The 26,446-nt window shown below is 38.2% G+C and carries 23 protein-coding genes, 1 tRNA gene and 1 pseudogene; 6 read left to right on the plus strand and 19 right to left on the minus strand.

The genetic code is table 11. The features are described 5' to 3' along the window. Positions 1-565: 565 nt before the first annotated feature. On the minus strand, positions 566-790 hold the full coding sequence (locus MSKOL_RS04650; protein WP_052725343.1) for a hypothetical protein: 225 nt from the start codon (positions 788-790) through the stop codon (positions 566-568). A 382-nt stretch (positions 791-1,172) separates the two neighbouring features. Next, the gene (locus tag MSKOL_RS04655; RefSeq protein WP_048153972.1) at positions 1,173-2,060 is read right to left on the minus strand and encodes a hypothetical protein; all 888 of its coding nucleotides are present in this window, start codon (positions 2,058-2,060) and stop codon (positions 1,173-1,175) included. A gap of 269 nt (positions 2,061-2,329) precedes the next feature. Between MSKOL_RS04655 and MSKOL_RS04660 the strand changes: the two genes are divergently transcribed. Beyond that, positions 2,330-2,695: a hypothetical protein gene (locus MSKOL_RS04660; protein WP_048123708.1), complete on the plus strand. Its 366-nt coding sequence runs from the start codon at positions 2,330-2,332 to the stop codon at positions 2,693-2,695. A gap of 287 nt (positions 2,696-2,982) precedes the next feature. On the opposite strand, the gene cydB is transcribed toward MSKOL_RS04660, so the two are convergent. The 5 genes and pseudogenes from cydB to MSKOL_RS04685 form a co-directional block, all read right to left on the minus strand. Beyond that, positions 2,983-4,026, minus strand: coding sequence for a cytochrome d ubiquinol oxidase subunit II (cydB, locus tag MSKOL_RS04665; RefSeq protein ID WP_048153974.1), 1,044 nt, complete (start codon positions 4,024-4,026; stop codon positions 2,983-2,985). Positions 4,027-4,028: 2 nt separating this feature from the next. Beyond that, the gene (locus tag MSKOL_RS04670; protein ID WP_048153976.1) at positions 4,029-5,345 is read right to left on the minus strand and encodes a cytochrome ubiquinol oxidase subunit I; all 1,317 of its coding nucleotides are present in this window, start codon (positions 5,343-5,345) and stop codon (positions 4,029-4,031) included. Positions 5,346-5,618: 273 nt separating this feature from the next. Next, on the minus strand, positions 5,619-6,074 hold the full coding sequence (locus tag MSKOL_RS04675; protein WP_048153979.1) for a Fur family transcriptional regulator: 456 nt from the start codon (positions 6,072-6,074) through the stop codon (positions 5,619-5,621). 334 nt (positions 6,075-6,408) lie between these two features. Next, positions 6,409-7,653: pseudogene (gene prf1 / locus MSKOL_RS04680) on the minus strand (peptide chain release factor aRF-1); the annotation flags it as partial. Positions 7,654-8,567: 914 nt separating this feature from the next. Then, positions 8,568-9,461 carry an SAM-dependent methyltransferase gene (locus MSKOL_RS04685; protein WP_231592445.1) on the minus strand — a complete coding sequence of 298 codons (894 nt, stop codon included), beginning with the start codon at positions 9,459-9,461 and terminating at the stop codon, positions 8,568-8,570. A 355-nt stretch (positions 9,462-9,816) separates the two neighbouring features. On the opposite strand from MSKOL_RS04685, the gene MSKOL_RS04690 reads away from it, so the two are divergent. Both MSKOL_RS04690 and MSKOL_RS04695 read left to right on the plus strand, forming a co-directional pair. Then, positions 9,817-10,809, plus strand: a complete 993-nt coding sequence (locus MSKOL_RS04690; protein WP_048153985.1) for a PQQ-binding-like beta-propeller repeat protein — start codon at positions 9,817-9,819, stop codon at positions 10,807-10,809. Positions 10,810-11,160: 351 nt separating this feature from the next. Beyond that, on the plus strand, positions 11,161-11,811 hold the full coding sequence (locus MSKOL_RS04695) for a class I SAM-dependent methyltransferase (protein ID WP_231592448.1): 651 nt from the start codon (positions 11,161-11,163) through the stop codon (positions 11,809-11,811). 640 nt (positions 11,812-12,451) lie between these two features. Here the strand turns inward: MSKOL_RS04695 and MSKOL_RS19800 are convergent. From MSKOL_RS19800 to MSKOL_RS19805, 6 genes are all read right to left on the minus strand, one after another. After that, positions 12,452-12,625 (minus strand): hypothetical protein, encoded by a 174-nt coding sequence (locus MSKOL_RS19800; protein WP_156150966.1) that lies wholly within the window; start codon positions 12,623-12,625, stop codon positions 12,452-12,454. Between the two features lie 383 nt (positions 12,626-13,008). Next, positions 13,009-15,423, minus strand: a complete 2,415-nt coding sequence (locus MSKOL_RS21475; protein ID WP_052725344.1) for a PGF-pre-PGF domain-containing protein — start codon at positions 15,421-15,423, stop codon at positions 13,009-13,011. 908 nt (positions 15,424-16,331) lie between these two features. Beyond that, positions 16,332-16,403 (minus strand) — tRNA-Thr (locus tag MSKOL_RS04715). Between the two features lie 199 nt (positions 16,404-16,602). Next, on the minus strand, positions 16,603-17,115 hold the full coding sequence (locus MSKOL_RS04720) for a chorismate pyruvate-lyase family protein (protein ID WP_082091034.1): 513 nt from the start codon (positions 17,113-17,115) through the stop codon (positions 16,603-16,605). Positions 17,116-17,182: 67 nt separating this feature from the next. After that, a complete protein-coding gene (locus tag MSKOL_RS04725) occupies positions 17,183-17,497 on the minus strand; it encodes a DUF5611 family protein (protein WP_048153991.1) in 315 nt (104 codons plus the stop codon). A gap of 351 nt (positions 17,498-17,848) precedes the next feature. Then, positions 17,849-18,076, minus strand: coding sequence for a hypothetical protein (locus MSKOL_RS19805; protein ID WP_156150967.1), 228 nt, complete (start codon positions 18,074-18,076; stop codon positions 17,849-17,851). A 588-nt stretch (positions 18,077-18,664) separates the two neighbouring features. Between MSKOL_RS19805 and MSKOL_RS04730 the strand changes: the two genes are divergently transcribed. Beyond that, positions 18,665-18,979, plus strand: coding sequence for a hypothetical protein (locus MSKOL_RS04730; RefSeq protein WP_048118716.1), 315 nt, complete (start codon positions 18,665-18,667; stop codon positions 18,977-18,979). Between the two features lie 210 nt (positions 18,980-19,189). On the opposite strand, the gene MSKOL_RS04735 is transcribed toward MSKOL_RS04730, so the two are convergent. Beyond that, the gene (locus MSKOL_RS04735) at positions 19,190-20,170 is read right to left on the minus strand and encodes a methanogenesis marker 2 protein (protein WP_048153994.1); all 981 of its coding nucleotides are present in this window, start codon (positions 20,168-20,170) and stop codon (positions 19,190-19,192) included. Between the two features lie 473 nt (positions 20,171-20,643). Here MSKOL_RS04735 and MSKOL_RS04740 point away from each other — a divergent pair, with 473 nt between their 5' ends. Continuing rightward, entirely contained in the window at positions 20,644-20,820 is a 177-nt protein-coding gene (locus MSKOL_RS04740; RefSeq protein WP_048118722.1) for a 4Fe-4S binding protein, read from the plus strand. Positions 20,821-21,042: 222 nt separating this feature from the next. Here the strand turns inward: MSKOL_RS04740 and nifB are convergent, their stop codons facing one another. The 5 genes from nifB to queC all read right to left on the minus strand — a co-directional run bounded on the left by nifB (position 21,043) and on the right by queC (position 25,020). After that, the gene (gene nifB / locus MSKOL_RS04745) at positions 21,043-22,008 is read right to left on the minus strand and encodes a nitrogenase cofactor biosynthesis protein NifB (protein WP_048153996.1); all 966 of its coding nucleotides are present in this window, start codon (positions 22,006-22,008) and stop codon (positions 21,043-21,045) included. 325 nt (positions 22,009-22,333) lie between these two features. Then, the gene (queD, locus tag MSKOL_RS04750) at positions 22,334-22,687 is read right to left on the minus strand and encodes a 6-carboxytetrahydropterin synthase QueD (RefSeq protein WP_048118728.1); all 354 of its coding nucleotides are present in this window, start codon (positions 22,685-22,687) and stop codon (positions 22,334-22,336) included. A gap of 174 nt (positions 22,688-22,861) precedes the next feature. Then, positions 22,862-23,638 carry a 7-carboxy-7-deazaguanine synthase QueE gene (locus tag MSKOL_RS04755; protein ID WP_048153999.1) on the minus strand — a complete coding sequence of 259 codons (777 nt, stop codon included), beginning with the start codon at positions 23,636-23,638 and terminating at the stop codon, positions 22,862-22,864. Beyond that, positions 23,638-24,198 (minus strand): DUF366 family protein, encoded by a 561-nt coding sequence (locus MSKOL_RS04760; protein WP_048154000.1) that lies wholly within the window; start codon positions 24,196-24,198, stop codon positions 23,638-23,640. Before MSKOL_RS04760 ends, MSKOL_RS04755 begins: the two co-directional genes overlap by 1 nt. A gap of 126 nt (positions 24,199-24,324) precedes the next feature. Then, positions 24,325-25,020, minus strand: a complete 696-nt coding sequence (gene queC / locus MSKOL_RS04765; RefSeq protein ID WP_048118736.1) for a 7-cyano-7-deazaguanine synthase QueC — start codon at positions 25,018-25,020, stop codon at positions 24,325-24,327. A 680-nt stretch (positions 25,021-25,700) separates the two neighbouring features. Between queC and MSKOL_RS04770 the strand changes: the two genes are divergently transcribed. Next, the gene (locus MSKOL_RS04770) at positions 25,701-26,201 is read left to right on the plus strand and encodes a metallophosphoesterase (protein WP_048154003.1); all 501 of its coding nucleotides are present in this window, start codon (positions 25,701-25,703) and stop codon (positions 26,199-26,201) included. Positions 26,202-26,446 lie beyond the last annotated feature (245 nt).

The following is a 26,446-nucleotide window of genomic DNA, read 5'->3' on the forward strand; positions in this document are numbered from 1 at the left end:
AGCTGACAGAGATCCCGGACTCCGAAAACATATTTAAGCCGGATCTGATCTATGTTGGAATTCAGAAAAGGTTAAAACAAAGCTAAAATTCTAAAAACAGCAAAAGACATAATAGAGTTAAAGGCTTAAAGGTGGTTTTCTTTATGAAACCGCCTTTTTTTTTGATTTTTTTACCATTGTATTTTGCTTTTCTCTATTTAATTGTAAAATCCTCATCAATAGTTCCAAATTGTTCTATATTTATTTTCAGTCAATTGTCTTTCTTATTCCTTTTGCGCAGAGATCAATATTGATATAGCTTATTAGCTATAGAGAAAAACACTATTAAGAAAGACTACTGGAAAACAGAAATCAATATTAAGAAAAAATATTGAGCTCATCCCAAAACTTAAAATTGTTTCTCTAAATCCCATGTTCCAATAATTAACTGAGTTTCTGGCCATGAAAGAGGTATGAAACTTTACTGATTTGAGAACAAAATTGGTTTTAGGTAAGCTAATTAAGTAAATCTTTTGGAGCTATCAGTTTATTCCCATAGATGCTGCAGTAAACCCAAGATATCAGTTTATTCTCTTATATGCTGCAGTAAACCTGAGATAGAGTGAAGCAAAATTCCGGTAAAAATCATGCCCGTCCCTATAACGGTAAGAATTACCATCAAAACCGTTGGCCCGAAGGTAAGACTTCCGCCAAGATAGAAAGTCTGTAATAAATCAAGACCTACGTATAACCCTACTGAACAGAGAACAAAACCTGGAAGGGTAAACCAGTATAGAGGACTAAACTCCATGTTTATAAAATTGTTAAGTAATACCGTCAGACTGTGCTTAAAAGGACTTCTAGTCAAACCATTTACATTATAGAACTGAATTATATTTTTAAACGTAAACTAACCTCCAGGTCAATAGATCCCACTACTATTTATATATCCTGACGAATTTTCTTGAATAAGGTAGTTTTAAAATATAAATACTTTTCTAAAAGCTCGGGTATGAATAAATTAGATATTTGTGAAAAAAAGATCACTTCAAGTACTATTTTACAGAAACGCAAAATCCACAAAAAAAGAGTCGGTGGGATTTCCAGGTCAAATTGGAGTTATTTTACCTGATAGCCCCACGATAAAGTTAGAATCCAGGACTTGATTATGCTCCAGGCCATCAGGGGTAATTTCATGTAAAAAGCAGGCCTGGAAAATCCATATTCTTTTTTTGGAATCCAGCAGCATTCCTGTGTCCTCCTCCGCCATATTGTTGAGCGATTTCGGCACAATCGGGCGAGTTGGGATTTCCTGAATCGGATCTCAAGCTGAATACCACCATATACTCTACAGCCTGCCACATGACAGCAATATCATATTCAGGCTTCTTGTAGATGAACTCTCCAAGCTCGGAGATGTTTCCGGTAGTGTTTACAAGCCTGGCTTTCCAGTTATGAAAAGTACAATCCACCCCACGGTCAAAGGCTTTTTGGAGCTTGTAGTTTTGAGCTTCGAGAAGCAATTTCCCTATAGATATCATATTGTTTACTGTATCCTCATATTCCGGACCAAGAAGCACATCCCATACGGCATCATAGGGGGTTTTCACCATCAGATTAAATCCTGCGTTGAAAGCCCTGGTTTCAGGGTATTCAAACTTCCACAGGTCTTTATCTCCAATATAGGCAACAGCCGCCGGAGGGGAAGTAAGTTCAGGATGCGTAAATTCCCATGTAAGTACACAGGCTGCCTTTTCAAGAGATCGAATACCCGGAATACTGCTTGAATTCCAAAGATCCGGAAATTTCTCTACAGCGGTCTTATGATGATCAATCCATATCAGTTTAGGCCCGCAAACCTTTACAAATTCATCCATTTTATCGCTGGTAAAGTCAACAATCCATACTTCTTCCGCTGCCTTTATTTCGCCCTCACTCCACGACTCTTTTCCATAATTTATAGCAACAAATTTTATGTCAAATTCATTTCGGTCATAGGAATTACCAGCAATAACGGCTGCACAGCATCCGTCATTATCGTCATGGTGATAAATTAAAATCATGCGTTTGTCATCTGTCATTTTCGATTCCCCATTGTTTTATTGGATTTCTCATATTTTCTGCTGTGAATTTAATTTCAGAATATATTTAAAGAAAACCCGATGTGGAAGATTCTCAATTAAGTGATAATGCATTTAAATAAAAATAGTTTTAAACATCTAAGTTGATATAATTATAATATAAGCCAAAAAGGGATAAAGTTGAGTGAAAAAAAGGAGACATTAAAACCCCTGCAGGCTTAGTGCATGATTTTGTGAAAAAAACTATTTTGAAGAACAGAGGTGACATAATGAAGGGAGGCGACAAGACTAAAGAATATTGCAATATCTGTGGTCGGGAATTGCTGGAAGACGTGCTGGTCGTTGATACCAGCCAGGACATGAAACCAATAAAATTCAAGGACGTTCACGGGGATAAGTCTGATCTGATATGCATTGAGTGTGCAACTGAATCGGTTGAGAATCCGCCCTTCTTATGTTCGAGATGCGGGCAACCCGTCGAATTCGGTGAACACTTCTATGTATTAAAGAAAGGAACTATAAAACCTGGTGGCCCCAAGGTGGACTCTGAAGACATAACCGCTGAAGATAAATGTATCTGTATTATGTGTTATGAAGAGTTTCTGAACCCTGAAGAGAACGAAGAAAAAGACTAAATGGATAGTTCTGTCTCTAAACTTTGCTCTATACTCTGCCCTTAATTTTTTAATTTATGGGCAAAAATCAGGATCAAGTGCTGAGATAATTCAACGCATATGAAATTGAGCAGAACTGACTTTTTAGTTTTTTATAATAGTTTTATCATTTAACTTTTTTTATTTATATTCTGAGCTTCTTCAAAGCTTTCATGCTTTGGGATATTTAGCGAAGGTTAGCATTTTTCACCTCTTTGTAGATAAAGTGAAAAAGAAGTAAAAATAAGTAAAAGAAAAGAGAAAGTAGATCAGTATTCAACCTGCTCTGTTTCTTTTATTTTCTCCTTGAACAAAGTATATGCCCAAAGCTGATAGATGATGACTATGGGCACGAATACCAATGCTCCTCCAAGCATGACGCTCAGAGTCATGTGGCTTGATGCTGCTTCAAAGATATTTATTCCGTATTCAGGAGAAATAGAGGACTTAAGCATGTAAGGATAGATACTTGCAATCCCACTTTCAACAACGAAAAGAAGCGTCAGAAGATTGCTGCAAAAGGCCGGGAATCCTCTGTCCTTTTTTGCAAAAAACACAGCAAGCACAGCTCCCACTACCGCAAGAACTGGCAATAAATACAGAGCTGGAGTAGCTGAATAGTTGATCGTAAAACCTTCGATACCCACAAAGGAATATGCCAGATAGACCAGGGCAAGTACAAGTACAATAAGAGTACTCTTCTTTGCCAGATTACCTGCTTTTGCAGCTATGGCACCTTCAGTTTTAACATTGATCCAGAGCGCACCTGAAGTAACACTCATAAGCACGAAAAGGACGCCACCTAGCAATGCATACGGACTGAAAAGTCCTAGAAGAGTACCTTCATAAACTCCTCTTGATGCGATTTCGAGCCCCTTGAAGAAGTTCGCAAATGCAACTCCCAGGACCAGAGAAATCAGCAGGCTTCCAGCGAACCATCCCAACATAAGGATCTTCTGTATCTGGGGATTCTCGTCCTTGTGGAGATATTCTATGGAAATTCCCCTTGCAATTAAGCCGATAAGCAGCAGCAGCATCGGAATATAAAGGAATGTAAACATCTTCGAGAATACCAGAGGGAACGCAGCAAATGTTCCGCCTGCAGCCAGGATGAGCCATACCTCATTACCGCCCCAGAAAGGGCCAACAGAGCTCTGGATTTGTGTCCTCTGCACCTTATCTGTGGCAATAAAGGGTGTTAGAAGACCTGCTCCAAGGGAAAAGGAATCGGCAATGAAGTAAACCCCCCATATTACACACCACAGGAAGAACCAGATAACTGCAAGCATATCATGAGTAAGGAAATCAAACATATTCACTCAACTCCTGTAGCATTAACTACGGTTTTCTTTATGAGGTATATCTCAAAGACCATCAGGATCAGATAGAATGCGCTTATAAGGGTAATACTTAACAACACATCCGATATGGGAACCGATGATATGCCATTTGCTGTCTTTAGCAGACCATATACTATCCATGGCTGCCTTCCAACCTCAGCTACAATCCAGCCGGCAGTTATGGCAATATATGGAAGAGGAATAGACCACATCATCAGCTTCAGATACTTATCTGATGTGTACAGCTTGCCTGATTTTTGAAGATATAAGCCTAAAAGAGCCTCGATAATGAATAGGGACCCCAGAATTGTCATCAGCCTGAAGCTCCAGAATATCATTTCTACGGGTGGCAATTCATCATGAGGTAGCTGGTTAAGTCCTGTTATTGTTCCACTGAAACTTCCTGTATACAGGAAACTTGCAAGACCTGGAATTCCCAGCAACTGAACACTATTTGAACCAGTGCTTGAATCAGGTACCTGTATCAGGTACATGGGTTCTCTTGAACCTGTTTCCCATATCGCATCCATTGCCGCTCCTTTAGCAGGCTGAAGCTCAGTAACATATTGTGCATAACCGTGGCCAAGAACCGGAAGCACGACTGCAGTCACAAGTGCTATGGCAACTGCTATGCTGAAAGACTTCTTGAACACTTCATTGTTGTTTCCTTTAAGGAAATGATATGCACAGATTCCCATCATCAAAAATGCGGTCAACAGGTAAGCTGCAAGCAGAGTGTGTACCATCATGTACCAAACATAGCCGTTCGTTATTAGAGCAAGGAAATCTGTCATAACAACCTTACTCCCATCAGCAGCCATATTATAGCCGACTGGATGCTGCATAAAACCGTTAGCAATGATAATCCATAATGAAGAAATGTTAGTGCCCAGAGCGACCATCCACATCGAAAATGCCTTTAGTTTCTGACGGTCGCGGTTCAGGAATATCCATGCGCCAAAGAAAGTACCTTCAAGGAAGAAAGCCAGTAATGCTTCCACAGCTAAAGGCGGTCCAAAGACATCTCCCATGAATTCTGCATAGGCACCCCAGTTAGTGCCGAATTGGAAAGTCAATGTAAGACCTGATACCAGACCTATTGCAAAATTTATCTTGAATATCCTACCCCAGAAGTCGGCCATCTTTCGCCAGTTTTCATCTTTGTTCTTATAGTACATTGTTTCCATACCTGCCACTAACAATGCAAGTCCCAATGTTAGTGGAACGAACAGGAAATGGAACGCAGCTGTTATGGCAAACTGAAGCCGACTTAATAAAAGCAATTCAATCATTCATTACCCCTCGTTTTCCCTCGTTTTGTTACTTACTTCACAGGATCATATTTGCAAGCATATTTGCGTTGAAGCAAGCCGATGTCTTCCGTCCATGATTTGCAGATCATCTTCATGCTCAATCTCATCAGTGAGAATCTGAAGTAAAATGCTGTATGTCACCGGATCTATATATTTGACCATCTGAAGAATATACCATTGTACATCCGGATAACATACTGTTTCCCTTTGATGTTCTGCTCAAGTTATGTTTCCTGAAACTTTTTAGATTCCTTAGATTCTTTTACATTCCTTAGACTTTTTAGATTTCTGAGACTCTTTAGATTTCTGAGACTCTTTACACTTCTTACATACACCATAAAAGTTAGTGCTCGTTGAAACAATAGTAAATCCTTCTATTTCCTCAGCTATCTTCATCGAGTAATCCAACAATTGTTCCGAATTGAAATCCTCCATCATTCCACATTCCCGGCAGATTAGATGGTGATGTGGAATGAAATTTGCTTCAAATCTTGAGACTCCTTTTACATTCACCTCCTCCAGTAAACCTTTCTCCGTAAGGAATTTAAGATTTTTATATACAGTAGCCTTGCTTATACGCGTCAGTTTTTTCCTAACCCCATCATAAACTTCGTCTACAGTGGGATGACCATCGTGTTCGCGCAGGAAAGCAAGTATTTCGACTCTCTGGTTTGTGTATTTCATATCAGCTTTCTCTGTGGGCTTCATTGATGTCCACCTAAATTACCTGTGAAAGCAGGTTTACTCAGATATACATGATATCTATTACTAAATGATATTTATTATTATTTAACAATTACTATCATCCTCTTTATTTCTTTACTTAGAGAAGCCTTGTAACTGCTTTCTTTTCCTAGTGCCGTAATTTGCAGTTTTCCCCACTAAAAGTACAGCTAAAGAACAGTAATTTTGAATAGAACTTGCCAGAGCAAGATTGTACGGCCTTTTCAATAAAATTTACAGTTTCTTACAACCTTATTTTGAATTTAATATAATTCGTTAACTAATAAACTTATGAACTAACCTACACTCCTGAACTAACCTACACCCCTGTGCTATATCTAAGGATTGCAGCAATTCCACCGAAAGCTATCATAAGTTGAGAACCTTCGTCGAAATCTGTTGATATAAAAGCAGTCCTTGCATTGCCTATATCAGCGAGTTCTGAGAATTCGCCAACGATATCAGTAGTATCCGTAACTTCAAGTGCAGAACCACATTCAGGGCAATTTCCAGCCGCAGGAACAGCTTCATTGGACTTCCATTTTCTTGTTCTTTTATTCTCATATCCGCAAACACTGCATTTGAGAGTTACTCTTTCAGATCGCAGGTCTTCAGAAAGTAAAAGCACATCAACTGCCTTTAGTTCCAGATTTGCCCTTACACTGTCTTCTCCATAAGATACTTTACCAGATTCAGTAGCGAGTTCTTTATAAAATAATTTCATATTTTTCTTTTGCTTAATCAAGTCAATACCCTGGAGTGTATCCTCTGCTGCATTTATTAACTCAGAAAAACCTGATTCATCCGTATACCCTGTATCGAAAAGTCCAAGAACCTTTTTCTGAAGCTCATAATGTAGAAATCCACCTTCATTGAACTCTTCTTTAGTCGGGGAATGCCCTCCTATAAGAATGCCTTTAAGTTCAGATGGCTCCACTTCAAGAAATGCCTCACTTGCAGCATTCCCTATTCTTTTGTAAAAATCATGAATCGAAATGCGTCTGAGCTGTTCAAAACGATGTGCACTCTGCCCTCCTTTTCTTTGTTTTCCAGGGACGGTGGAGTGGAGATGCTTAATAACCTCAGTTTGCCTGCCCACAAGCATACCGATAGTTGCTTCTCTTAGATCTAGAAGTATGAGCCCATAAGTACTGCACTCTCTGAGCATTTCCTCAAGGGGCTCAAGATAAAAAATGGAATCACAGTGATATATGTAATCTACAACAGGTTCCGGAGAAAAAAGAACTTCATTTACCATGCCTGTCCTGTTAGCTCCGGCACTGACAGTTCCTGCAAAATAAACTATCCCGTTTTCGGGTATTTTGTTAAGAGATCTTAACTTTGCCAACAAAAAATCAAGGGTTCCCTGTACGTTATTGCCGGTAAGTTTTGACTTAATGTTTGAAGCCTGCTCATGTTCTTCTCTCAAATGAGATATGACATCTGAAATCTGTTTCTCAGAAGGAATATAAAGGGAAATTAATTCTGTGTTATTTCCACTTTTATTTTTAAGAATCTCAAGCTTCTTTTTTAATACATATTTTTCATATGTACAGTATTCAGCCGTTTCGACTTCCTCCTATCTCATAAAAATGCAATTCAGTTGGTATGGCAAAATAAAACCGACTTAATAAAAGCAATTCAACAATCCGTTATCCCTTGTTTTTTATTTGTATCAGGAAGTCATCGAAACCCGTGGAAAAGACTCCGAGTTGTAAGTATCACCGATGACTACTATATATATACTTATATTTATATTTATAAGGGTGAATTTGCAAATACATAATGGCTTTGCACATAAAAATTATGGAAAGAACAGGGTTCATGGGCATTATATGTCCATGAACCGTTGCATGCGATCAATATTTGCACCGAAAAGAGTTGAGATCTTCCATCACAACCTTATTTTCTGGTGCCCGTTTTTGTTGATCCATCCGTTTTTTCTTGGTGGCATAAATCCATTCGCTTTGATCCGTTCGTTTTAATCTGTTCTCTTATTCGTGGGGTTACAACCTACAATTATTCCTAAACTTATTTAAAATAAATTATATGAAAAATTGGTTCTGAACAAATAATATTTCCATGTCAAATGTTTTGTTAGCAAACAACATTTAAATATTAATTATGATTTCAAATTTTCTTAGATACTCGATTGAAGATCTCATATTCCACAGTACTGATTTTCAAATTAAATATTGTCTGATAGCGTTTTTAATCAGATTCAAGTAATTTGGACTTTTAATGGCACTTAGAACCTATCCGAAAAGTATTGTGACTTACTTTGCGACTTACTTTGTTACTTACTTTATATTTACAACTAGCAGTTTCATACTCAGATTGGTATTGTATATTACAGACCGATAGTAACTTTACGATATGCATTGACTTTCGGATATGCTCATAATCTCTCCATTTTATACTCTATCGATTTACTCATGTCCTTTCGGTTGCTATTCCTTTTTAGCTGATACACTAAATTTATTGAACAACGGCGTAGACGAAAGACTTCAGGCTATCAACTATTCTGTTTTTATTTATTCCTTGAAAATAGGCTTTTTTACAATCTTCCATAGTTACATTGTATACCTGTGTAAATCCACGCTGTGTAAGGAATATATCAACTGTTCCTTCCTTGATACCGAACTTAAACGGTTCTCCCAGCTGTGATACTTGATTCCGAATGTTCCTCCCCGCCTCAAGTTTAGAACTTCCATCAACTGCAGACTGGGGAAAATAATCAAAGAGAATGCTACTGTTCTTTCCTGAGTTCTTTACAATAAAGGATAGGATTTCATCTACCACCTTTGGCTGAAGATACATTAAGAGCCCTTCCATCAGGAAAAGAGTCTTAACGTGCCGGCTATATCCCATGTCTATCAACCTTTGACCAAAGTCTTCGGTTTCTAAATCGCAAGGGACATAGACAACGTGATCTGGCAAACTGCCAAAGATAATTTTTATTTTTTCCATTTTTATATTTTGTGTAGCAGGATGGTCTACCTCAAAAGTTTTGATTTTCTCCAATCCTTCAATCCGATAGGCACGTGAATCATATCCTGCACCTAATATAACCAGTTGCTCGATACCTTCATCTATTGATTTTTTAACAAAGTCGTCAAAGAATCTGACTCTAGCAGCGATTGAGTTATTTCTTCCCGGAAAAAATTTGTCCAGCTGCTCATGCATTTTTCTTGCTTCATCTGGATGGTTAGCTCCCCACTCCAAAATCTCCGGGTTGATGAAATAGACTGCATACGGGTCATAACAGATTCGTTCGTCTTCGGGCTTCTGCGATTCAAAATGTCTGGCAAGTAAAACTCCCATGGCTGTCTTGCTGCCTGGTCCTGTTATTTCCTTAAACATTTTGTTCATATTGTTGAACTCTTTCTCTGCATTCTCAGACATTTCCATACATAATATTCTCCTTTATTCTCTGCTCATTTAAGGTCAACATTAATCAATTTTTCAAATTAAAAATCTATCTTTTGCAGAGGCAAAACTTAAAGAGACTACTGAAGATACAATTTAATCGTAAACGATTTTCAGGTCTACTTGATATAATTCCGTTTATAGTACCAGCTCAGATGCCATCACACAAGAAAGCCTATTGAGTAATTTATGGGGAAAAGTACTGGATTTCTCTGGACTGCTCTATGTTAGCTCCTAATCTGATTTTCTACAGGATTATTCTGCGTGCAGAGGTAATAGTTTATCAGCGAGGAAAAGTATGAAAAATAAAGTTCTTTTAGCATTTTTAATTTTCTTTCTTTTCGTTGCATTAGTAACAGTCGCATCGGCTGGAACAGAAACTCAGCTCACTCATGGTGAGCGATTAACATCAGGAATATCATTCTATGGAAACCATGTTTTTTGGACGGAAAGTGCTGGAAATGATGTACATGCTTATGACCTGACTACAGGAAAACGAATAGATATTGATGGTCATGCTGCAGCCGGCCGAACTTATGCACATGGAAATAAGGTCGTATGGACTGGTGATATGGGTGATGCCGTTTATATGTACGACGTTTCTACAGGTAACGAAACTATGATAGCATCTGAACGGCGTGCCCCTACTATGATAGCATCTTACCGGCATGTCCCTGATATTTATGGCAATTATATAGTCTATACTAATAGCAACTATTCTTATGGTCAAGATCACAAAAATGACGGAATTTATCTGTACGATCTCAATACTGGCAATGAGACTAAAATAGCCACTGTTCACGGATATCCTGCTATATATGATAAGACAGTTGTATGGTCTCAAGCTGACAACAGCGGTGGTTATGATATCTACATGTATGACAGATGTACTCACCAAACAAGCATAATAACAACTACAAATAGTTCAAGTTACGAGTCCCGCGGACTCGATATCTACGGAAATGTCATTGTATGGACAGAATCAGGCAATGTGTATATGTATGATATTACTACCCACAAAATAACTCCGGTTACCAAAAGTGGAAATGCAACTGATTCTGCAATCTATGGCAAACGGATAGTATATACATTAGCTATCTTTTCTGGTATTGGGGACATCTACATGTATGACATATCTACTACCAAAAAAACCCGCATAACTACCAGCACCAATGCATTTAAACCATCTATATATGAAGATAAAATCGTATATGTAGATGGCAAAAATTCGAAATATCCTGACGTAAGAGACATTTATCTATATGACCTCAAGCTCAAAGCTGAGAGCTAAAAGCAATATTTGCTGCATATCTGGCAAAATGCTACTAAGCCGTCTACATCGACTTTATTGAAAATAGACATGATATGATCACAATATAGAATAATGACCTTTATTACTTACTTTTTAATTACAGTTTTGAATTTATATCGCAGATATAACTATTATATTAATAAGACTAAACAATTCATAAGATATGCCTAACAATCTGGCTGCGCTTACATCAAACATGGAATTACTTTTATGTTTCAGAACAAATGATTCCATAGTCTCCAATTCTTTTTTGATAATATCTCAGTGTGTAAAAATGAATTTCAGAACTAAAGAAATTCAGAATTATTGGTATTCTAAAAGTGGTTAGATATGAGGGTAATTACAAAGATCTTACTGAAAATTTTAGGTTTTTTTGTTTTATTGCAAATTGCATTAAGAATTCTAAAAAGATTTTATGTATTTTCACCACCAGCATTCATGGGACCTTTTTTAGATAGTGGTTTTAGAAGAAAATTGCAACCTCCTGATAAAGTAATAAAGCGAAGCGGGATAACAGAAGGAATGCGTATTCTGGAAGTTGGATGCGGAAGCGGAGCGTTTACAACCTTCGCTGCAAAGGTCAGTGGAATTAAAGGAGAGGTATACGCTCTTGATATTCAACCAAAAATGTTACTGCAGCTAAAGAAGAAACTATCCAGACCAGAAAACAGAGATATCAAAAATATCAAGCTTGTAGAAGGAGATGTGCATAAACTACCCTTTGATGATAATTCATTCGATTTGGTGTATACGGTAACAGTTCTTCAGGAACTCCCAGACAAAAATAGGGCTTTAAAGGAGATGAAAAGAGTTATGAAACCTGGTGGAATTCTTGCAGTAACAGAATTTTTACTTGATCCAGATTACCCTTTAAAATCTACTACTATTAAGTTAGGAGAAGAAGCTGGTTTTATCCTGGATAAAGTTGCAGGAAATCTCTGGAATTATACTGTAAGATTTAAGGCACAGAAATCTATGTGAAAAAGTTTGTTTACCTGTCAAGACTCGTTTCGTTAATACAATTGGATAGTGGACAATGTAAACTTTAAAAGTTGTCAACAGCGGTTAATAATTCCCATTTTCAACGGTTTGAAATTCTCTAATTTTCAATTTTTGAGAAAAGTGTGAAGACTGCAGGTAATGCTGAAAATGGAAAAGTGGTTATTGATACGAGATAACTAATAACTTTTTCTATTATTGTATTTTACATGATTTTTGGTATTCCATCTTTACTTTAGTATATCTTGCTCTTGAGTCTCTAGCGAATAATCTGTCAATACGATCCCATACGACAACCCATAAAAATTTAGCATAAGAAAAAGGATAATTCACCCAAAAAACCAGCTTCTTGAAAAGCGATAGATTTCCATAGTCTTCTACCCACATAGATTCGCTTAGAAACCCTCGCCAGAAAACAGATTTTTGCATATGTTTCCATCGCTTGAACATATGACCTATTATGAATAAGAAGGTACAAGTGATTGCAAATAGTTTTTTAGTCATATTTTTCACCTCAACGACTCATAAACTTAACAATAATAGGTTAACGGGAAAATGCATTAAAAGCAACACATTTTATAAATCGTATCTTAACCGAATACAAAATAATATTTTTTCAAAATTATACTTTTTTTCTTCCCATTTTCTTTCGTACATATCGTAAAACCCCATAGGAACAACCCAATAGAAGCATAATTTTAAAGGGTTTCTCACCTGCTTTGAGGAGTTCTTCGATTTTTTCATGATCAAATTTTGGTTTCTGACCTCTCCTTTTTGGAGGAAATTGGTGACTCATTAAGATTTCACCTCTTCATATAATTTACTGTACTTTTAAGTTTATGATAACTGGTCGTTTTATAGGTTCAACTGTAGCTGAAAAAAAGTTCTTAGCTTCCATAGACTTGACAGAACATCAAGAAGGTTGAAAGAATCACTTACCAGCCTCATATTATCCTTCCCCACAATATAAGCATATATAATAAAAATATAAAAGCTTTTCATATCAATTATTAATTTAAACTATTAATAGTTCTTGTATCTTTCAAGCAGGTAGGAGCAAAATTCAACTTTGTGCTGACGCATCCTGCTGCAAGCAATGTGGTATGTTCGCGCCCCCGCTCCAAAAAAGATGAGAGGATCAACCTCTCATTTCACATCTAATTCTGGATTTTGCCTTTTTTACTTCCTTTTATACAGGAGCACTGCAAACAGGCTGGCTATTCCGTAATAAATCTCAAAACCTGGTGTGCTTGGAATTTCGTTTTGTTCAGTCTGTGGTTCTTTACTTGAGGTATTGTTAATTGTTTCAGGGTAATCAATCTCTATCTTCGTTACAATTTCTTCAGGTAATGGTTTCACTGTACCCGTTATTGCAAATGAAGAGAACCCTGAAGTTTTGGCTGTGAAATATAAGAATTCATTATCTTCTCCTGAAAGACTTACTGGAAATTGCTCCCATTTTTTATCGTTGTATCTATTAAGAGTAATAGAAGATTTATCGATATCTTTGTCCTTTACCCAGGATTTTTCAACCTTGAAACACACGATTGGATTTTCCATGTTCTTTGAGGTTGCAATTCCTCCATTTCCTACCCAGACATTAAAGGATCTGTAGACTTCACCGTCGGGCAGTATGGAAACCAGAGAAGATTTCTCTTTGAGCTGTTCAGTAATGGCTGTTGTCTTCCCGAAAGTTTTCTTCGAATCAAAATTCACATACACAACACAGGTTACATTTTTTGGGAAATCGAACGTTACAGATTTCCCATTTATAACAGCAGCTTGTGAAAGTTCCTTTACCTGGACATTACTTTGAAGCTCCGGAGACACGCCTCCACCTCCTCCAACACTAGAGCTGCTATGGCCACTTCCACTACTGTCACCGCTTGAGCTCCTATGACCACTTCCACTAGTGCCACCACTTGAGTTGTTTTCTTCAAACACAATTATTGTAGCAGTTTTTGAGGCAGTATTATTTCCATTGCCTACTGTCAGGTTAACAATATAGGTTCCTGCTGCAAAGTAAGTGTGCAATGGGTTCTGCTCAGTTGAAGTGTTTTCGTCTCCAAAGTTCCAATTCCTTAATATTGCGTGTTGCGACAAGTCGGTAAACTGTACTGAGAGAGGGGTATAACCACTCGTGACACTGGCGCTGAAGTCCGCTACAGGATCTAATTGAAACACTTTCCAGATGTTAGAATAATTTCTTTCGTATCCCAAAGCCCAAAAACCTACTCCACCTAGATTTTCGGATTTTGCATATTGATATTTTAATTTAAGTGATTCATCGTCATCGTACCATACTTGATGCCATGTATCACCAGCCTTATAAAAATACCAGGGAGTATTGGAATCGGAGTCCCAAATTCTGCCATGAACCTGAGAATTATTCACCGCAGTTCCTATAAATATGGCTTGTTCCCTGGTAATATTTGCTCCTGGTTGATTGGAGTCTGTCGAATAATCATAACCATAAAAAGGCAAGCCTAATATTATTTGACTTTTATTAAAGTATTTTGATGTTTCACTTATCGAGTCAATCGCATCATATCGAATTGAACTGTTATATGGTGAATTGGGAGCAGTGGTTTTACGATTACAATAATCATAACTCATGAGAAAAACGGAATCGGTATATTTTGTCAGATTTGCGTTTTTGAAGGTCGCAGCATATTTTATGCCCCAGGGAACATCGAGAGAAATATGATAAGCGGGATTCGCAGCTTTTAACGTTATATGAAGATTTGCCATTAAATTTTCGAATAAAGGAACATTTGAAGTTCCGGTGATACTGTTTATATCGGTCGGCGTTTCCAGGTCTAAATTTACTCCATCTGCACCATATATCTGCAACGAATTTGAGATATTGTTTATGAAATCTGTCTGGTGGTTTGCAATTACACTGTCCATTACATATGGGTCATTTGAATAGATACACAGTGTTACTTTTACTCCACGTTGATGTGCCAGATCCCTAATTACATAATAGTTACTCATATTTGTGGGATCCGTAAGTGTACCATCACTGTTTACAGTCCATTTAGAATATGAAACATGAGTTAAGGTATTCCAATCTGGTTGATAGGATTCAAGGTAAGACCAGCTGGGCCAAAAACCATATACTATAGTATTGTTAGGCGCAGCGAAATCTGCCACCTGTGCTTGTGGGGGAGTTACATTAATACTATTCGGTTTCGTCACCGTACTATTGCCAGCGTCATTTTCTCTTACATCTGGATTGGTAGCTGGATTGCGATTATCTGCATATACGATTTTATCGTTATAGATAGATGGACTAAATGCAGTAGTACTTGTTTTTATGCGGGTTTTTTCATGCGCATTAATTTGGCCGTCTGCAGCATGACCACTAATATCTGTTCGTTTTCCTGTAGTCAGGTCATAAGCATGTACGTCATTCCCAGCACTCTCTGTCCAAAAAGCGTAGTTGCCAGAGAAAGATATTTCTGATGTTAATCGCTCACCATGAATGAGCCGAGTTTCTGTTCCAGCCGATGCTATACATGAGCCAAAAATTAAAAAAAACAAGAGTGATGCGGTTAAAGGTATTGAATTCAATTTTTTCTTATTTGTCATTTATTTTCCTTCGCTCCCCAACATTTCAAAAATATATCTAAAGATTGCATTTCAATATTCTTTAAGCCTTTCCTTCTAATTTTAACCTGTATTGGCTGGATACTCAAAATATGACTATAATTCCTACTGGTTCATATGACCCCATGACTCAAATGTATCTTTGGCAGTTCATATGAACGACATATATGTTTTAAAAAGTGAGATGACGAAGGAACAAATTTTTCGTCTTCGCCTAATAAACGGGTTCAATTTTGCCCCTATAGTTGCAGATGCAATAGTTGACCTGAGTAAAAATTTCTTTAAGAATGAGAATTCTGGGATTTGTAATGGTCAAATTCTTTATCTTGCCATCGTAAATACAACGTGGCTTACGATACAGCAAGGAATGATATGCAATATCTTGTAAAGCTTGGTTACATTGAACTGATAAAAAGAGGCCGGAGTTATATGTACAGGTGTAAAGGAGTAAAAAATAATGGTTGATACTCTAATGTCAATTACTACCAAAAACTACCAATTCCTACCAAATTGGTAGTAACCTATTTAAAAACATAATATCTTCAGAAATAGCCAAACATAACCTACTCCGGCAGATTCCATCTTCCTGATCGAAAAATAATCTTTTATAAATGAGACAATATCAACCATTGACTCCGCATCCTGTTTTTTGTGGTGAAAGGGCTCTTCGTCGTTTCCTATGGATAAGATAATTTTCAATTCAAGACCGCATTGGTTTTTATGAGAGTATTATGAGAATATCCACACAAAACAACGAAGAGCCAAGAAATAGTCAATCATATTTTACAGAACTTTCTCTACACTGCCTACAGTACTATGCCTTAATGAAATTCCAAGTAAAAAATTAGGACAAAATAGAAAGAAAGTGCTTTAAACAAAAATAAAAAAAAAGCCTCGGGCGGGATTTGAACCCGCGACCTCGTCCTTACCAAGGACGCGCTATACCCCTAAGCCACCAAGGCACTGATGCTCAAAGAGCATCTCCAAAATATCACAGCAGAGATATAAAGGTTTCGAGTGAAAGCAGAAATCAGTGGAATTTTTCCCCTAACTGCTGGAAAATTTGCGAGTTTGTATTAAATAAATTGGAAAGAAATTGCTTGAAAAAAGCTGTTTTATTCCAATTTTATCGCTTAAGTTGTCATTTTCTGAGGTTTCCCGTTATAACTTCCAGCGCTCATCTATAGGGAAGCGCTCGTTAATCCACATGAGGACATGGTTATTGTGGACTATCTTATAGGAGCGAGAAAGGACAGGTATGCCGTCGAAAGTTGATTCCCCTTCCAGAATTTCAAGTTCAGCCATGTCGCGTCTGGTTTCAAGGTTATGGCTGCGCAGGATTCTGCCGATCGGGATGTCAGCCCGCATGAGCTGTTCCTTCATGGTATTAGGCATGCGATCCAGAGGGGAGAGGGACCTTGCATGGACAAAAGTTGTGTTCCCTGCAGAGAGCCTGACTATTCTATCGTTTACCTCACTGCCTTCTTCTACGCCGAGAAGCGCAGCAATCGTTTTATCAGCTTTAATGGTATACTGAGACTCAGTTGTTACATTTACCGGCTTTCGGGTCATTATTTCCAGCAGAAAGGTCACAGAGCCGTCGGTTCCGCAGCAGACCCGCAGGCAGGTGGGAATCTCAAAGCTCTTCAGTTTTTCCAGAAAATCGCCACTCAAAAAGATACCTCAAGGTAGGGGTGTCAGGTAGAAAAAATTTCAAAATAGGATTAAGTCGTCAGGAGTTTTACTCCTCACCGACTTCTTTCTTAGCATTTTTTACTCGCTCTTTTGCTGTGTAACCGGTAGCCTTATACAGGAAATCCCGGAAGGCCTTATTGGTCTGCAGGACAGTTCCATCATCAGTTACTGTTTTATCGGAAACTGTGTCCACATAGAGCATTTTTTTCTCAATCCAGACTTTAATCTCTGACATAGCTCCATAGGAGGTTTCAAGGACTCCTTCGCTTTTGGAGATCTCCCCGGAAAAACACTCCGCCATTACAGAATAAATCCTGTCAATATCAGGCTTAAAACCGCGCTTCAATTTATACTGCTGCATTGCTATCCTCTTATAAGAGAGTTTCATCTCAGATAAAGTTTGCTCAGAATCGGTCTGCTTAGAACCATTTTCCTCATATTCCCTTACATTTTCCTATATCCTTGAAATACAGTATGTTTACTTACGTTCCTGTACATCATAATAAGTAAAGGAGGCGTTACTATTTTTTTTAAGTTGTACCCTAATACTTTAACTCTGCTCATATTTAACATTGGTTATTATTTGACATAGAATTAAATAATTTTTCATATATTCCGAATATACTCACATTCAGATTTTTGATACTTTTGTATAATTAAAAATCACAAAAGTATAATTATTATAGTTATCCATTAACAAAACGACCAAATATCAAGGGATTATTTTCCCAAATTGGCAGGGATTCGAAATGTGCAATCTAGTGCATCGATTCCAAAGTATGTCCAAAATGAATTTTTTGAAAACCACTGAAAGCACGGAAGACACGGAAATCAGTAGTAAAGGCGTGTTTCTTCCGTGCTTTCCGTGTTTTCCGTGGTTGTAATATCCAGATAGAATCACTATGCGACAGGCTGCGTTTTCCGTGTTACAAAATTTCATGTGACTTTAAAATAATATTTGCGCCATAAACTATATTTATTTTCTTATTATGTATATATTTGAGAATCGATATACTAGGAGTACATAATACGTTTTTCACTACTTTCGCCCTCAAATTCGCATCTAATTACATCCAGAATTAGAACTTAGCTTCTTGAATTATAAAACAATTTTATAATTTAATAATTATATAGTTCGAATTAGGTATTCAGGTCTTAACAGATAATGCCAATGAGAATCAATCATAAATATGATTATACCTATCATAAGTTGATACAAAAAAAATATCTGAGTAACTACCTGAGATATCTCAAAGTTTAATATCGTAATGTTTAGTTTGATTTACCTTATTAATTAGTTTGATTTACCTTATATTACTTTAACAATGTCCATTACTTTAGCAATGTCTATTACTTTAGCAATGTCTATTACTTTAGCAATGTTCATTACTCTAACAATGCGCAAACAAAAAATCTTTCCGCTTGACTAAACCTGCTTCTTTTTATTGAAGCTGACCAAAACTGATAGAAGATGCAAACAGAAAAATAGAAGGAAAAATAGAAGGAAAAATAAGAAGGTGACCCAAGGATGCATAAGATACTTAATCTGGAAGACTTAATTGCCTCAAAGCAACTTGAAAAGGAAAAGGAAAAAGGGAACGGATGTGAAGATCTTAATATTGAAGAACTGTATGACCTTATAATCCCCCCAGGCACGGTTGTATCTATTATTTACGATATTGTTGAAGAGTTCGGGCTTGAACCTGTTACCCGGAAGGTGTTCGTGGGTATAGCAAACAGCGAAGAAAGAGAACTCCTGGTTCTCCGTGGCCCTCTGGAGAAGGTTCAGGCTGCTGAAAAATTCCTCTATGATGAAATGAAAGACTGGATAGAAAGCCAGTAACTAATTGAACTCTCAATTCGGCTAGATTTTACAAATAACCCCAGTAAGGTTTCTCAATCCGGTAAAATCTCTTTGGGTCAGTAGCTTGAAGAAAATGGAATTCCGGATTGAAAAACAACAATGAAAATTTAATCTTTTTTGACGAAAAGTGAATATCTGAACTTTAAAAGAGAAAATATGTTAAAAAGGAAAAAGGCAGAAAAGTTCCTATTATTCGGAACAGATGCCTGTAATGCTTTCCCTTGAAAAATCAAATACCGTAACTCTATCTGTTTTATTATACATATCGAGTTTTGAACCTTCTTCAATTTTTCCGATAATAGCAGCCGTAAGCCCAGCCTCTTCAAAGACCTTTCTGCATTCTTCGGCCTTTTCCAGATCAGCAGTAAACACATAGCCTGTTCCGGGATGCACTTTTAGCCACTGCTCAAAATCCACGTTTTCGGGTCTCGGGACTTTTTCAAGGTCTACGGCTGCGCCAACTCTGCTTGTTTCACAGAGCATTCCAAGCGTTCCTATGAGCCCGGGATTGCTTATGTCTTTTCCTGCAGTAGCAAGTTTTCTTTTTGCAATTTCCTGAGTTACAAGATAGCTCTTTCTGAGCACTGCCGGATCTTTAAAAGATGTTGTGTCCCAGCTATAAGGGGAATTTGGCCCTATTTTTCCGTCCATATCGTAAGCTGCAATAACCAGGTCTCCAGGCCGAGCAGTATCGCTCCGGATTACGCAGTCTTTCTTCACTATCCCGATAATAGCAACGGAAATGGAGTTATAATCAGTATCAGGATGGACGTGGCCGCCTACAACCGGGACCCCGAATTTCCTGACCCCTTCAGCCAGGCCTTCCATGAGTTCCTTACAGGCTGTTTCAGAGTTAGAGGAAGCAATATCTACCATAGCAAGAGGTTTTCCCCCCATTGCTGCAATATCATTTACATTAACGACTACGGCTCCATAGCCTGCCCACCAGGGACTGGCATCCAGTAACTTTCCCCAGATCCCATCTGCTGCAAAGAGGATAACATCATCTCCTCCTATATCGATAACTGCCGCATCGTCTCCGAAATCAACGATAGCGTTCTGATATTCCGGACGAACGGCTTTGAAAACTGAAACGATATCCTCAATCTGTTTTTTTCGGGTAACCCCTTCAAAGTTTTTTATCCTTTCTGCAAGCTCTTCCAGGTTCAATGTCAGGCTTCCTTTTTTGTTTTTGAATTTATACGAGTATTTCAGTAGCATATATACGAATATTAACAGTACAAGTGCGAGTAATCAGTAGAATAAATACGGGTATTTCAGTAGTATAAATACGAGTATTTCAGTAGCATAAATACGAGTATTTCAGTAGTATAAATACAAGTAATTAGTACAAATATGAGAGCATGTCGGTAATACAAATATGAGAACATGTCGGTAATACAAATATAAGTAGTACGATTAGTACGCTATCGATGGGCTTAGATAAATTACAAAACATCTCTTATGAAAGAATCCTGAGATATTTTCGTGAGTACCTATTCGTTTATCCTTTATCTTTTTTGTTCTTTGTTTCACAGAGAAGAAGCGACAGCTTTTTATTAGGTAATTCAATCTTATTAAGGCAATTTAATATATGTATAGATATATAAAAAACCCTTACTGTTAGAATAGGAGTGAAAAAAATGGTAGCAAAAGTTAATGCCGATTCCTGTACTGGCTGTGGAACCTGTGTAGACGAATGCCCAGCAGCTGCAATTTCTCTCAGCGACGATGATATTGCAGTCGTCGATGAAAATGAATGTCTTGACTGCGGTGCATGCGAAGATGCCTGCCCGAACAACGCAATCACAATCGAGTAATTATTATAAGTGTAATTTGAAGTGCATTTTTAAATAGGTCTGAGAAGCGGAGTAATCTTACTCCGACTTTTCAGGTATTGGTCCTGAATTCTTTTATCAGGTTTTCAAGCCAGAACTTTTATTTGACCTCATTCCTGAATTCTTATTAAAAAGCTTTTTTGATTCCAGAGCTAAAAATTACTCATGCTACTGGAGAAGTAAGGCCTTGAGTTCTTTCTCTTCTCAAGCTTCCTGCTCACCGTTTTCCTTAAGGATTTTTCTTGCTTTTTCGATATCCTCTTTTGTCTGGATTTTTATGAGCTTTCTGCGTTCTTCACTCATCTGCGACATATCCTGAGCAAGTAATCCATATGCATCAGCTCTACACTGCCTGCAATGGCGCATCTGCAAGACGTAGGGTTCACATGCCTGCTGTACAGCTTTTCTTTCCTCTGCGGTAGGCGGCTCAATGTCTGCAAAAGCTCCCTGGTTAATAAGGGGCATGATATTCATTATGTATACACCGAGTTCATTGAGTTTTCTGGCAATCTCAACCACATGTTTGTCATTAATTCCCGGGACAAGTACGGTGTTTACCTTGACAACAATACCTGCATCGACAGCCGCTTTAACGCCCTCAAGCTGGTTCTTTATCTGGATTTTTGCGCCTTCGATTCCCCTGTAGACCTTCCCGTGATAAACTACATGATCCACGATTTTTGCCTGAATTTCGGGATCAATCGCGTTTATTGTTACCGTTAATGTTGAAACTCCTACACGCAGAATGTCCTCCAGTTTTTCGGGAAGCAAGAGCCCGTTTGTACTCATGCAAAGCGTGAGTTCAGGAAATTCGTTTTTGATCAGTTCAAAGGTTTCAAAAGTCTCTTTATTGGCCAGAGGGTCACCCGGACCTGCAATTCCGACAACCTTGATAAAGGGATAATCTGTTATAATCTGCCTTGTCTTTTCAAGGGCTTCCTGTGGAGTAAGGACCTTACTCGTAACTCCTGGGCGGCTCTCGTTTACGCAGTCAAATTCCCTGACGCAGAAATTACACTGGATATTGCATGAAGGAGCCACAGCCAGGTGAATTCTCCCGTACTTATGCTGGGCTTTCTTGTCGTAGCAGGGATGTTCGGCAATTTTTCTCAGGAGCCCTTCGTCAAATTCAGGGCGGTTTGTGTTATCTATAGGATTGTCTTCTGGCAAATGTGTTCTCCTCCGTTCAGAGTTTAGAAGTACAGCAGGACCTCAGTGCAGGGGGATTTCAGAATATCTAACTCAGTTTATGATGAACCCCTTGATATACATTGTGAATTTATCTGGAATCATGAGAATTTTTAGATGCTTCCTCCGAGTTCCTACAGTTTTAAATTTAACTCAGATATAAAAATACCTTTAATTATATAAAAGTTCAGTATGATATGGCGGGCTTTAAGTGAATTTATATACATTCGGTAGATTTTTCTCAAAAATACTGGGTAAAATGGAACTAATAATTAAATGTTATCAGGATAAACATTGTCCAATCTGATCATTCCGAGAAATTATCCATTTCGCACCATTTTCCTTCCCCTTCCCATACCCTTACCTGAAGGGGAAAGCCAAATCTCTCCAGGAGCCGGGAGTGAATGTGCTGGCAGAGGTGTTCGGAACTTGGAAATTCGATGATTTCATTTAACAGGGTATGGTCATATTCTTCAAGGGTTTCCTTAATTCCCTTCTTCAGGTCGTAAAAGTCAATAACCATTCCATTTTCCCTGACTTCCCCTTCTACCAGGACCTCAATTTTATACGTGTGACCATGTACTCTTCCGCATTTTCCATGTCCAGGAAGGTAATGGGCACTATCAATATAGTCAATAACTCCCAATCTCATTTTTGTCATCTGGTACACTCCGTTTTCAATAAATGTTTTTTCAATAAATGTTTTTTCAATAAATGTTTTTTCAATAAATGTTTTTTCAATAAACGTTTTTTCAATAAACGTTTTCTCAAGAATTTATTCACATCTGGAGGTTATTCACATCTCAGTGCGTTCTTTGTTCTTTTTTAATTCTGGTTATAAACAACCCCACATCCTGTGAGTCTGGGGTATAACTCGTGTATCTATAATTTCAAGCAGGCTTTTCTGCAGTTCCATAATATTCTGGACGGAGGCCTGTATAGATTGCGAAGGCCGCGGATTTGTAACGTCACGTCCAATAGGGGTTTCAGGCTGGAGTATCACGCAGGATACGTAAGGAGCTATAGCTTCTACGGCCGGAGTTACAGTTTCTAATTCCGTGTTGCTATCTACAACAATCTTGCAAAAGCAATCTCTTGATTGGTTTTTTCTCAGAAGCCTGAAGCACTCTACTGTATTTTCTATATGTGTATCCCGAGCTTCAGATCCCATACCCCGGATTAATTCGGGAAGTTTGAAATCTCCTGACACATAAGCAACCTTTTCAGTCAGCTTTCTGGCCTGCTCAGGCAAGGTCATATTAGATTCGAGGTAAAGCGGCGAGTCCAGATTCAACTTTTCTATGAAATCCGCATGTAGGAGAGGTTCTCCTCCTGTCAGAGAGATTGAATGAAGCTTTTTGAAAGGCTTCAGCATAGATTCCAGCTGGTCTATACTCACAGGATTTTTAATTTTCTCAAAAATTCCGCTCCCTTCCACCTGCTCATAGTTACAGGTTCCGGGGTTTGAAAAATCCGTATCACAGTAATTGCAATTGAGATTGCAGCCAGAAAAGCGGACAAAAGCCTGCCTTGTCCCAACATACGGACCTTCTCCCTGCACAGAACAGAAGACCTCCCTTATAGGAGCAGAAGTAAAATCCGAAGCTGCCATTATATAGCCCCCAGAGGCCTGGACTTTCTCAGGTCCTTTTCTATATCCTCAAATTCGCGGACATAGGCTTCTCCTACTGCTTTCATGAAGCTTGCAACCTGTTTATCTTCTCCTATCCCTGCATCTTTCAGATTTCCGTATACCTCGTGAGAGACGTTGATGCCGAAGTGGATTTTCTGGGACACTGCCGAGGTACTGGCAATCGAAACTGTCAGTTTCTTTCCATCAAGGAAAAGGTCGTCTCCTTCCCGTGTTGTCTGCACTCCGAGATCTGCAAGGCATTCTCTTACAAGGGCTGTGAAAAAACGCTGCCGTGCATATATAAGTTTCAGGTCCGTAGAATCAAAATGTTCGATAATGAAACTTACCATATCTTCGGACCAGATAGATTCATTTGCCCGTCGGTCTTCCAGGTCGATCATGTGCTCGATTTTTACGTCGCAGGCACCTCTGAAAACTACAACCGAATCTTCCTGAACTCCAAAACTGTTGTAGGCCCAGAGAGAGGAAATCTGGCTCCCGTCATAATCAAATTTCTCAGGTAAAACAATGCATTTCATAGAATTCTCTCTGCAAGTTTTTGCAAGTTTTTCTGCAAGCTTCTTCTTAATTCTTTCTTAATGTACTTTGTTGGCCGACATCCTGTCCGGTTCTGTCTATTCAGATTCCAGGCATTTCTTTTCGGCTCAAATTCCAAGTCTTTCCAGAAGAGGGTCTTTTACACCTGCATTATTAAACGCACGTGCTCTGCGCACGCAGCTCTCGCATTCTCCGCAGGGAATTTCTTCTCCGTGATAGCAGCTCCAGCTGTACTCAAGAGGAGCTTTTACTTCCAGAGCCTTTCTGACGATTTCCGTTTTCCCAAGTTCAATAAGAGGAGCCAGTATTTTTACCCCGTTTTGAGTGGAGTAGGAAAAAGCCCTGTCCATTGTCTGCACATAAGCAAGGGAATTGTCAGGGAAAGTGCCTGCTTCTTCACCGTTAAAGCCCACTACAAGGTAATCACATTCCCTGCTTTCGGCAAAGCTTCCTGCGATATTGAGCATCACCCCATTTCTATTAGGGACCCAGACAGCTTTTGCTGAAGCATCTGTGATCTCTGCAGGGGCCGCTTCGCCAATATCTTCAAAAGATAAAGATGGGACTTCAACATCCCTGTTAACGAGAGAGGTGGATGTTATTTCCGAAAGCCAGTCCAGTTTTATAACCCTATGTTCAATTCCAAAGTATTCACATACCTTTCGCGAGTACTTAATTTCCCTCTCTCTGGCCCTCTGCCCATAATCAAAAGTAATAGCCATCTCTATGTCAAAATCTTCCGCTGCGATTGCGAGCGCTGCAACTGAATCAAGCCCGCTGCTCAGGAGGGTTATAGCTTTCATATTTACTCACTAATTTAATTAATTTTAACTCGAAATTTTAACTTTCTAATTAAACTCACTATTTAAACTCAACAGGAAATTTAACTGATTATTTAGACTTAACAGGAAATTTAAGTTATTATTTTAACTTCACAGGAAATTTAGCTGATTATTTAAACTTCACAGGAAATTTAACTGATTATTTAAACTTCACAGGAAATTTAACTGATTATTTTAAGCTCAATAGGGGACTAAAATTATCATTTAAACTCAATAGGGAATTTCGTGAATTTATGATTACAAGATTTTCCAGGTTCATTGACTCAGGATTATCTAGGTATATTCTTTCAGGATTCCTGTAATACTCTTCAGAGATTATCCCAATAATATCAGCACCTCATATTTAAAAGTAGCTGTATTCTTAATGGAGGTTAAAGGTCAGCCTGTGGATTTGCATTGCTTCAGATTGATTATAGGTACAAGTGAAAAAGCATTCCGAGCGCAGGTGTAGAAACATTTCCTGTTACGGTTTAATCCTAAAGTTCCTGCTATAAACTTCGATTAAAAAGGTCTGATTATAAACACTAATTTTAAAATTTCAATTCTTGAAGACGGCTCTATAAAATCTGTTTTACCAAATTCTTTTTAGCAAACCGCACTATATATTGAATAGGGAAAGCTAGTCGAAGAGGTGGGAATACTTGATTGGAATTATTTCGGACTCACACGATAACATGAATGCTATCCGGAAAGCGGTGGAATTTTTTAATGAAAAAAAGGTAAAAACCGTGCTGCACGCCGGAGATCTCATTTCTCCGTTTACCGCGAGAGCCTTTAAGGATTTGGAGTCAAAACTTTACTTTGTATTCGGAAACAATGATGGAGATAAAGTGACACTTACGAAGCGGTTTGAAGAAATCGGAGCGATTTCCTGCGGGAACTTTGGAGATCTGACAATTGACGGACTGCATATTGCCCTTCTGCACGGGACAAATGAAGCCCTGGTCAAAGCGCTTGCCATTTCAGGGGAATTTGATGTCGTAATTCGGGGCCATACTCATGATCCAGGTGTCAAAATCATTGAAGGAGTTCCTGTGATAAATCCCGGTGAAGCTTCAGGCGTGCTTTCCGGAAAGCAAACGGTTGCCATTCTTGAAATCGCAAACCTTAACGTTGAGATAATCCAGCTTGAGCTGGACTAATTTTACTCCTCTCTTATTTTTTAGCGTGATAATTTTTTTGGCTTTTTTGGCGTTTTTTAGGGTTTTTTGGCTTTATGGGGTTTTTTGGGCTTTTTTGGTGTTTTGGGACAGGCAAAGTGAGCCTGATTAGCTGGCAGTAATACCGGAAATTATATCAGCTTTCTCGCCATTTCCATTTCAATCGTTTTTGAAACAACTCATCATTAAAGGTTCTGAAACAATTTTCCATTAAAGTTCTGAAACAT

Source organism: Methanosarcina sp. Kolksee, assembly GCF_000969945.1.
In the GTDB taxonomy this organism is placed as follows: Archaea; Halobacteriota; Methanosarcinia; order Methanosarcinales; family Methanosarcinaceae; genus Methanosarcina; species Methanosarcina vacuolata.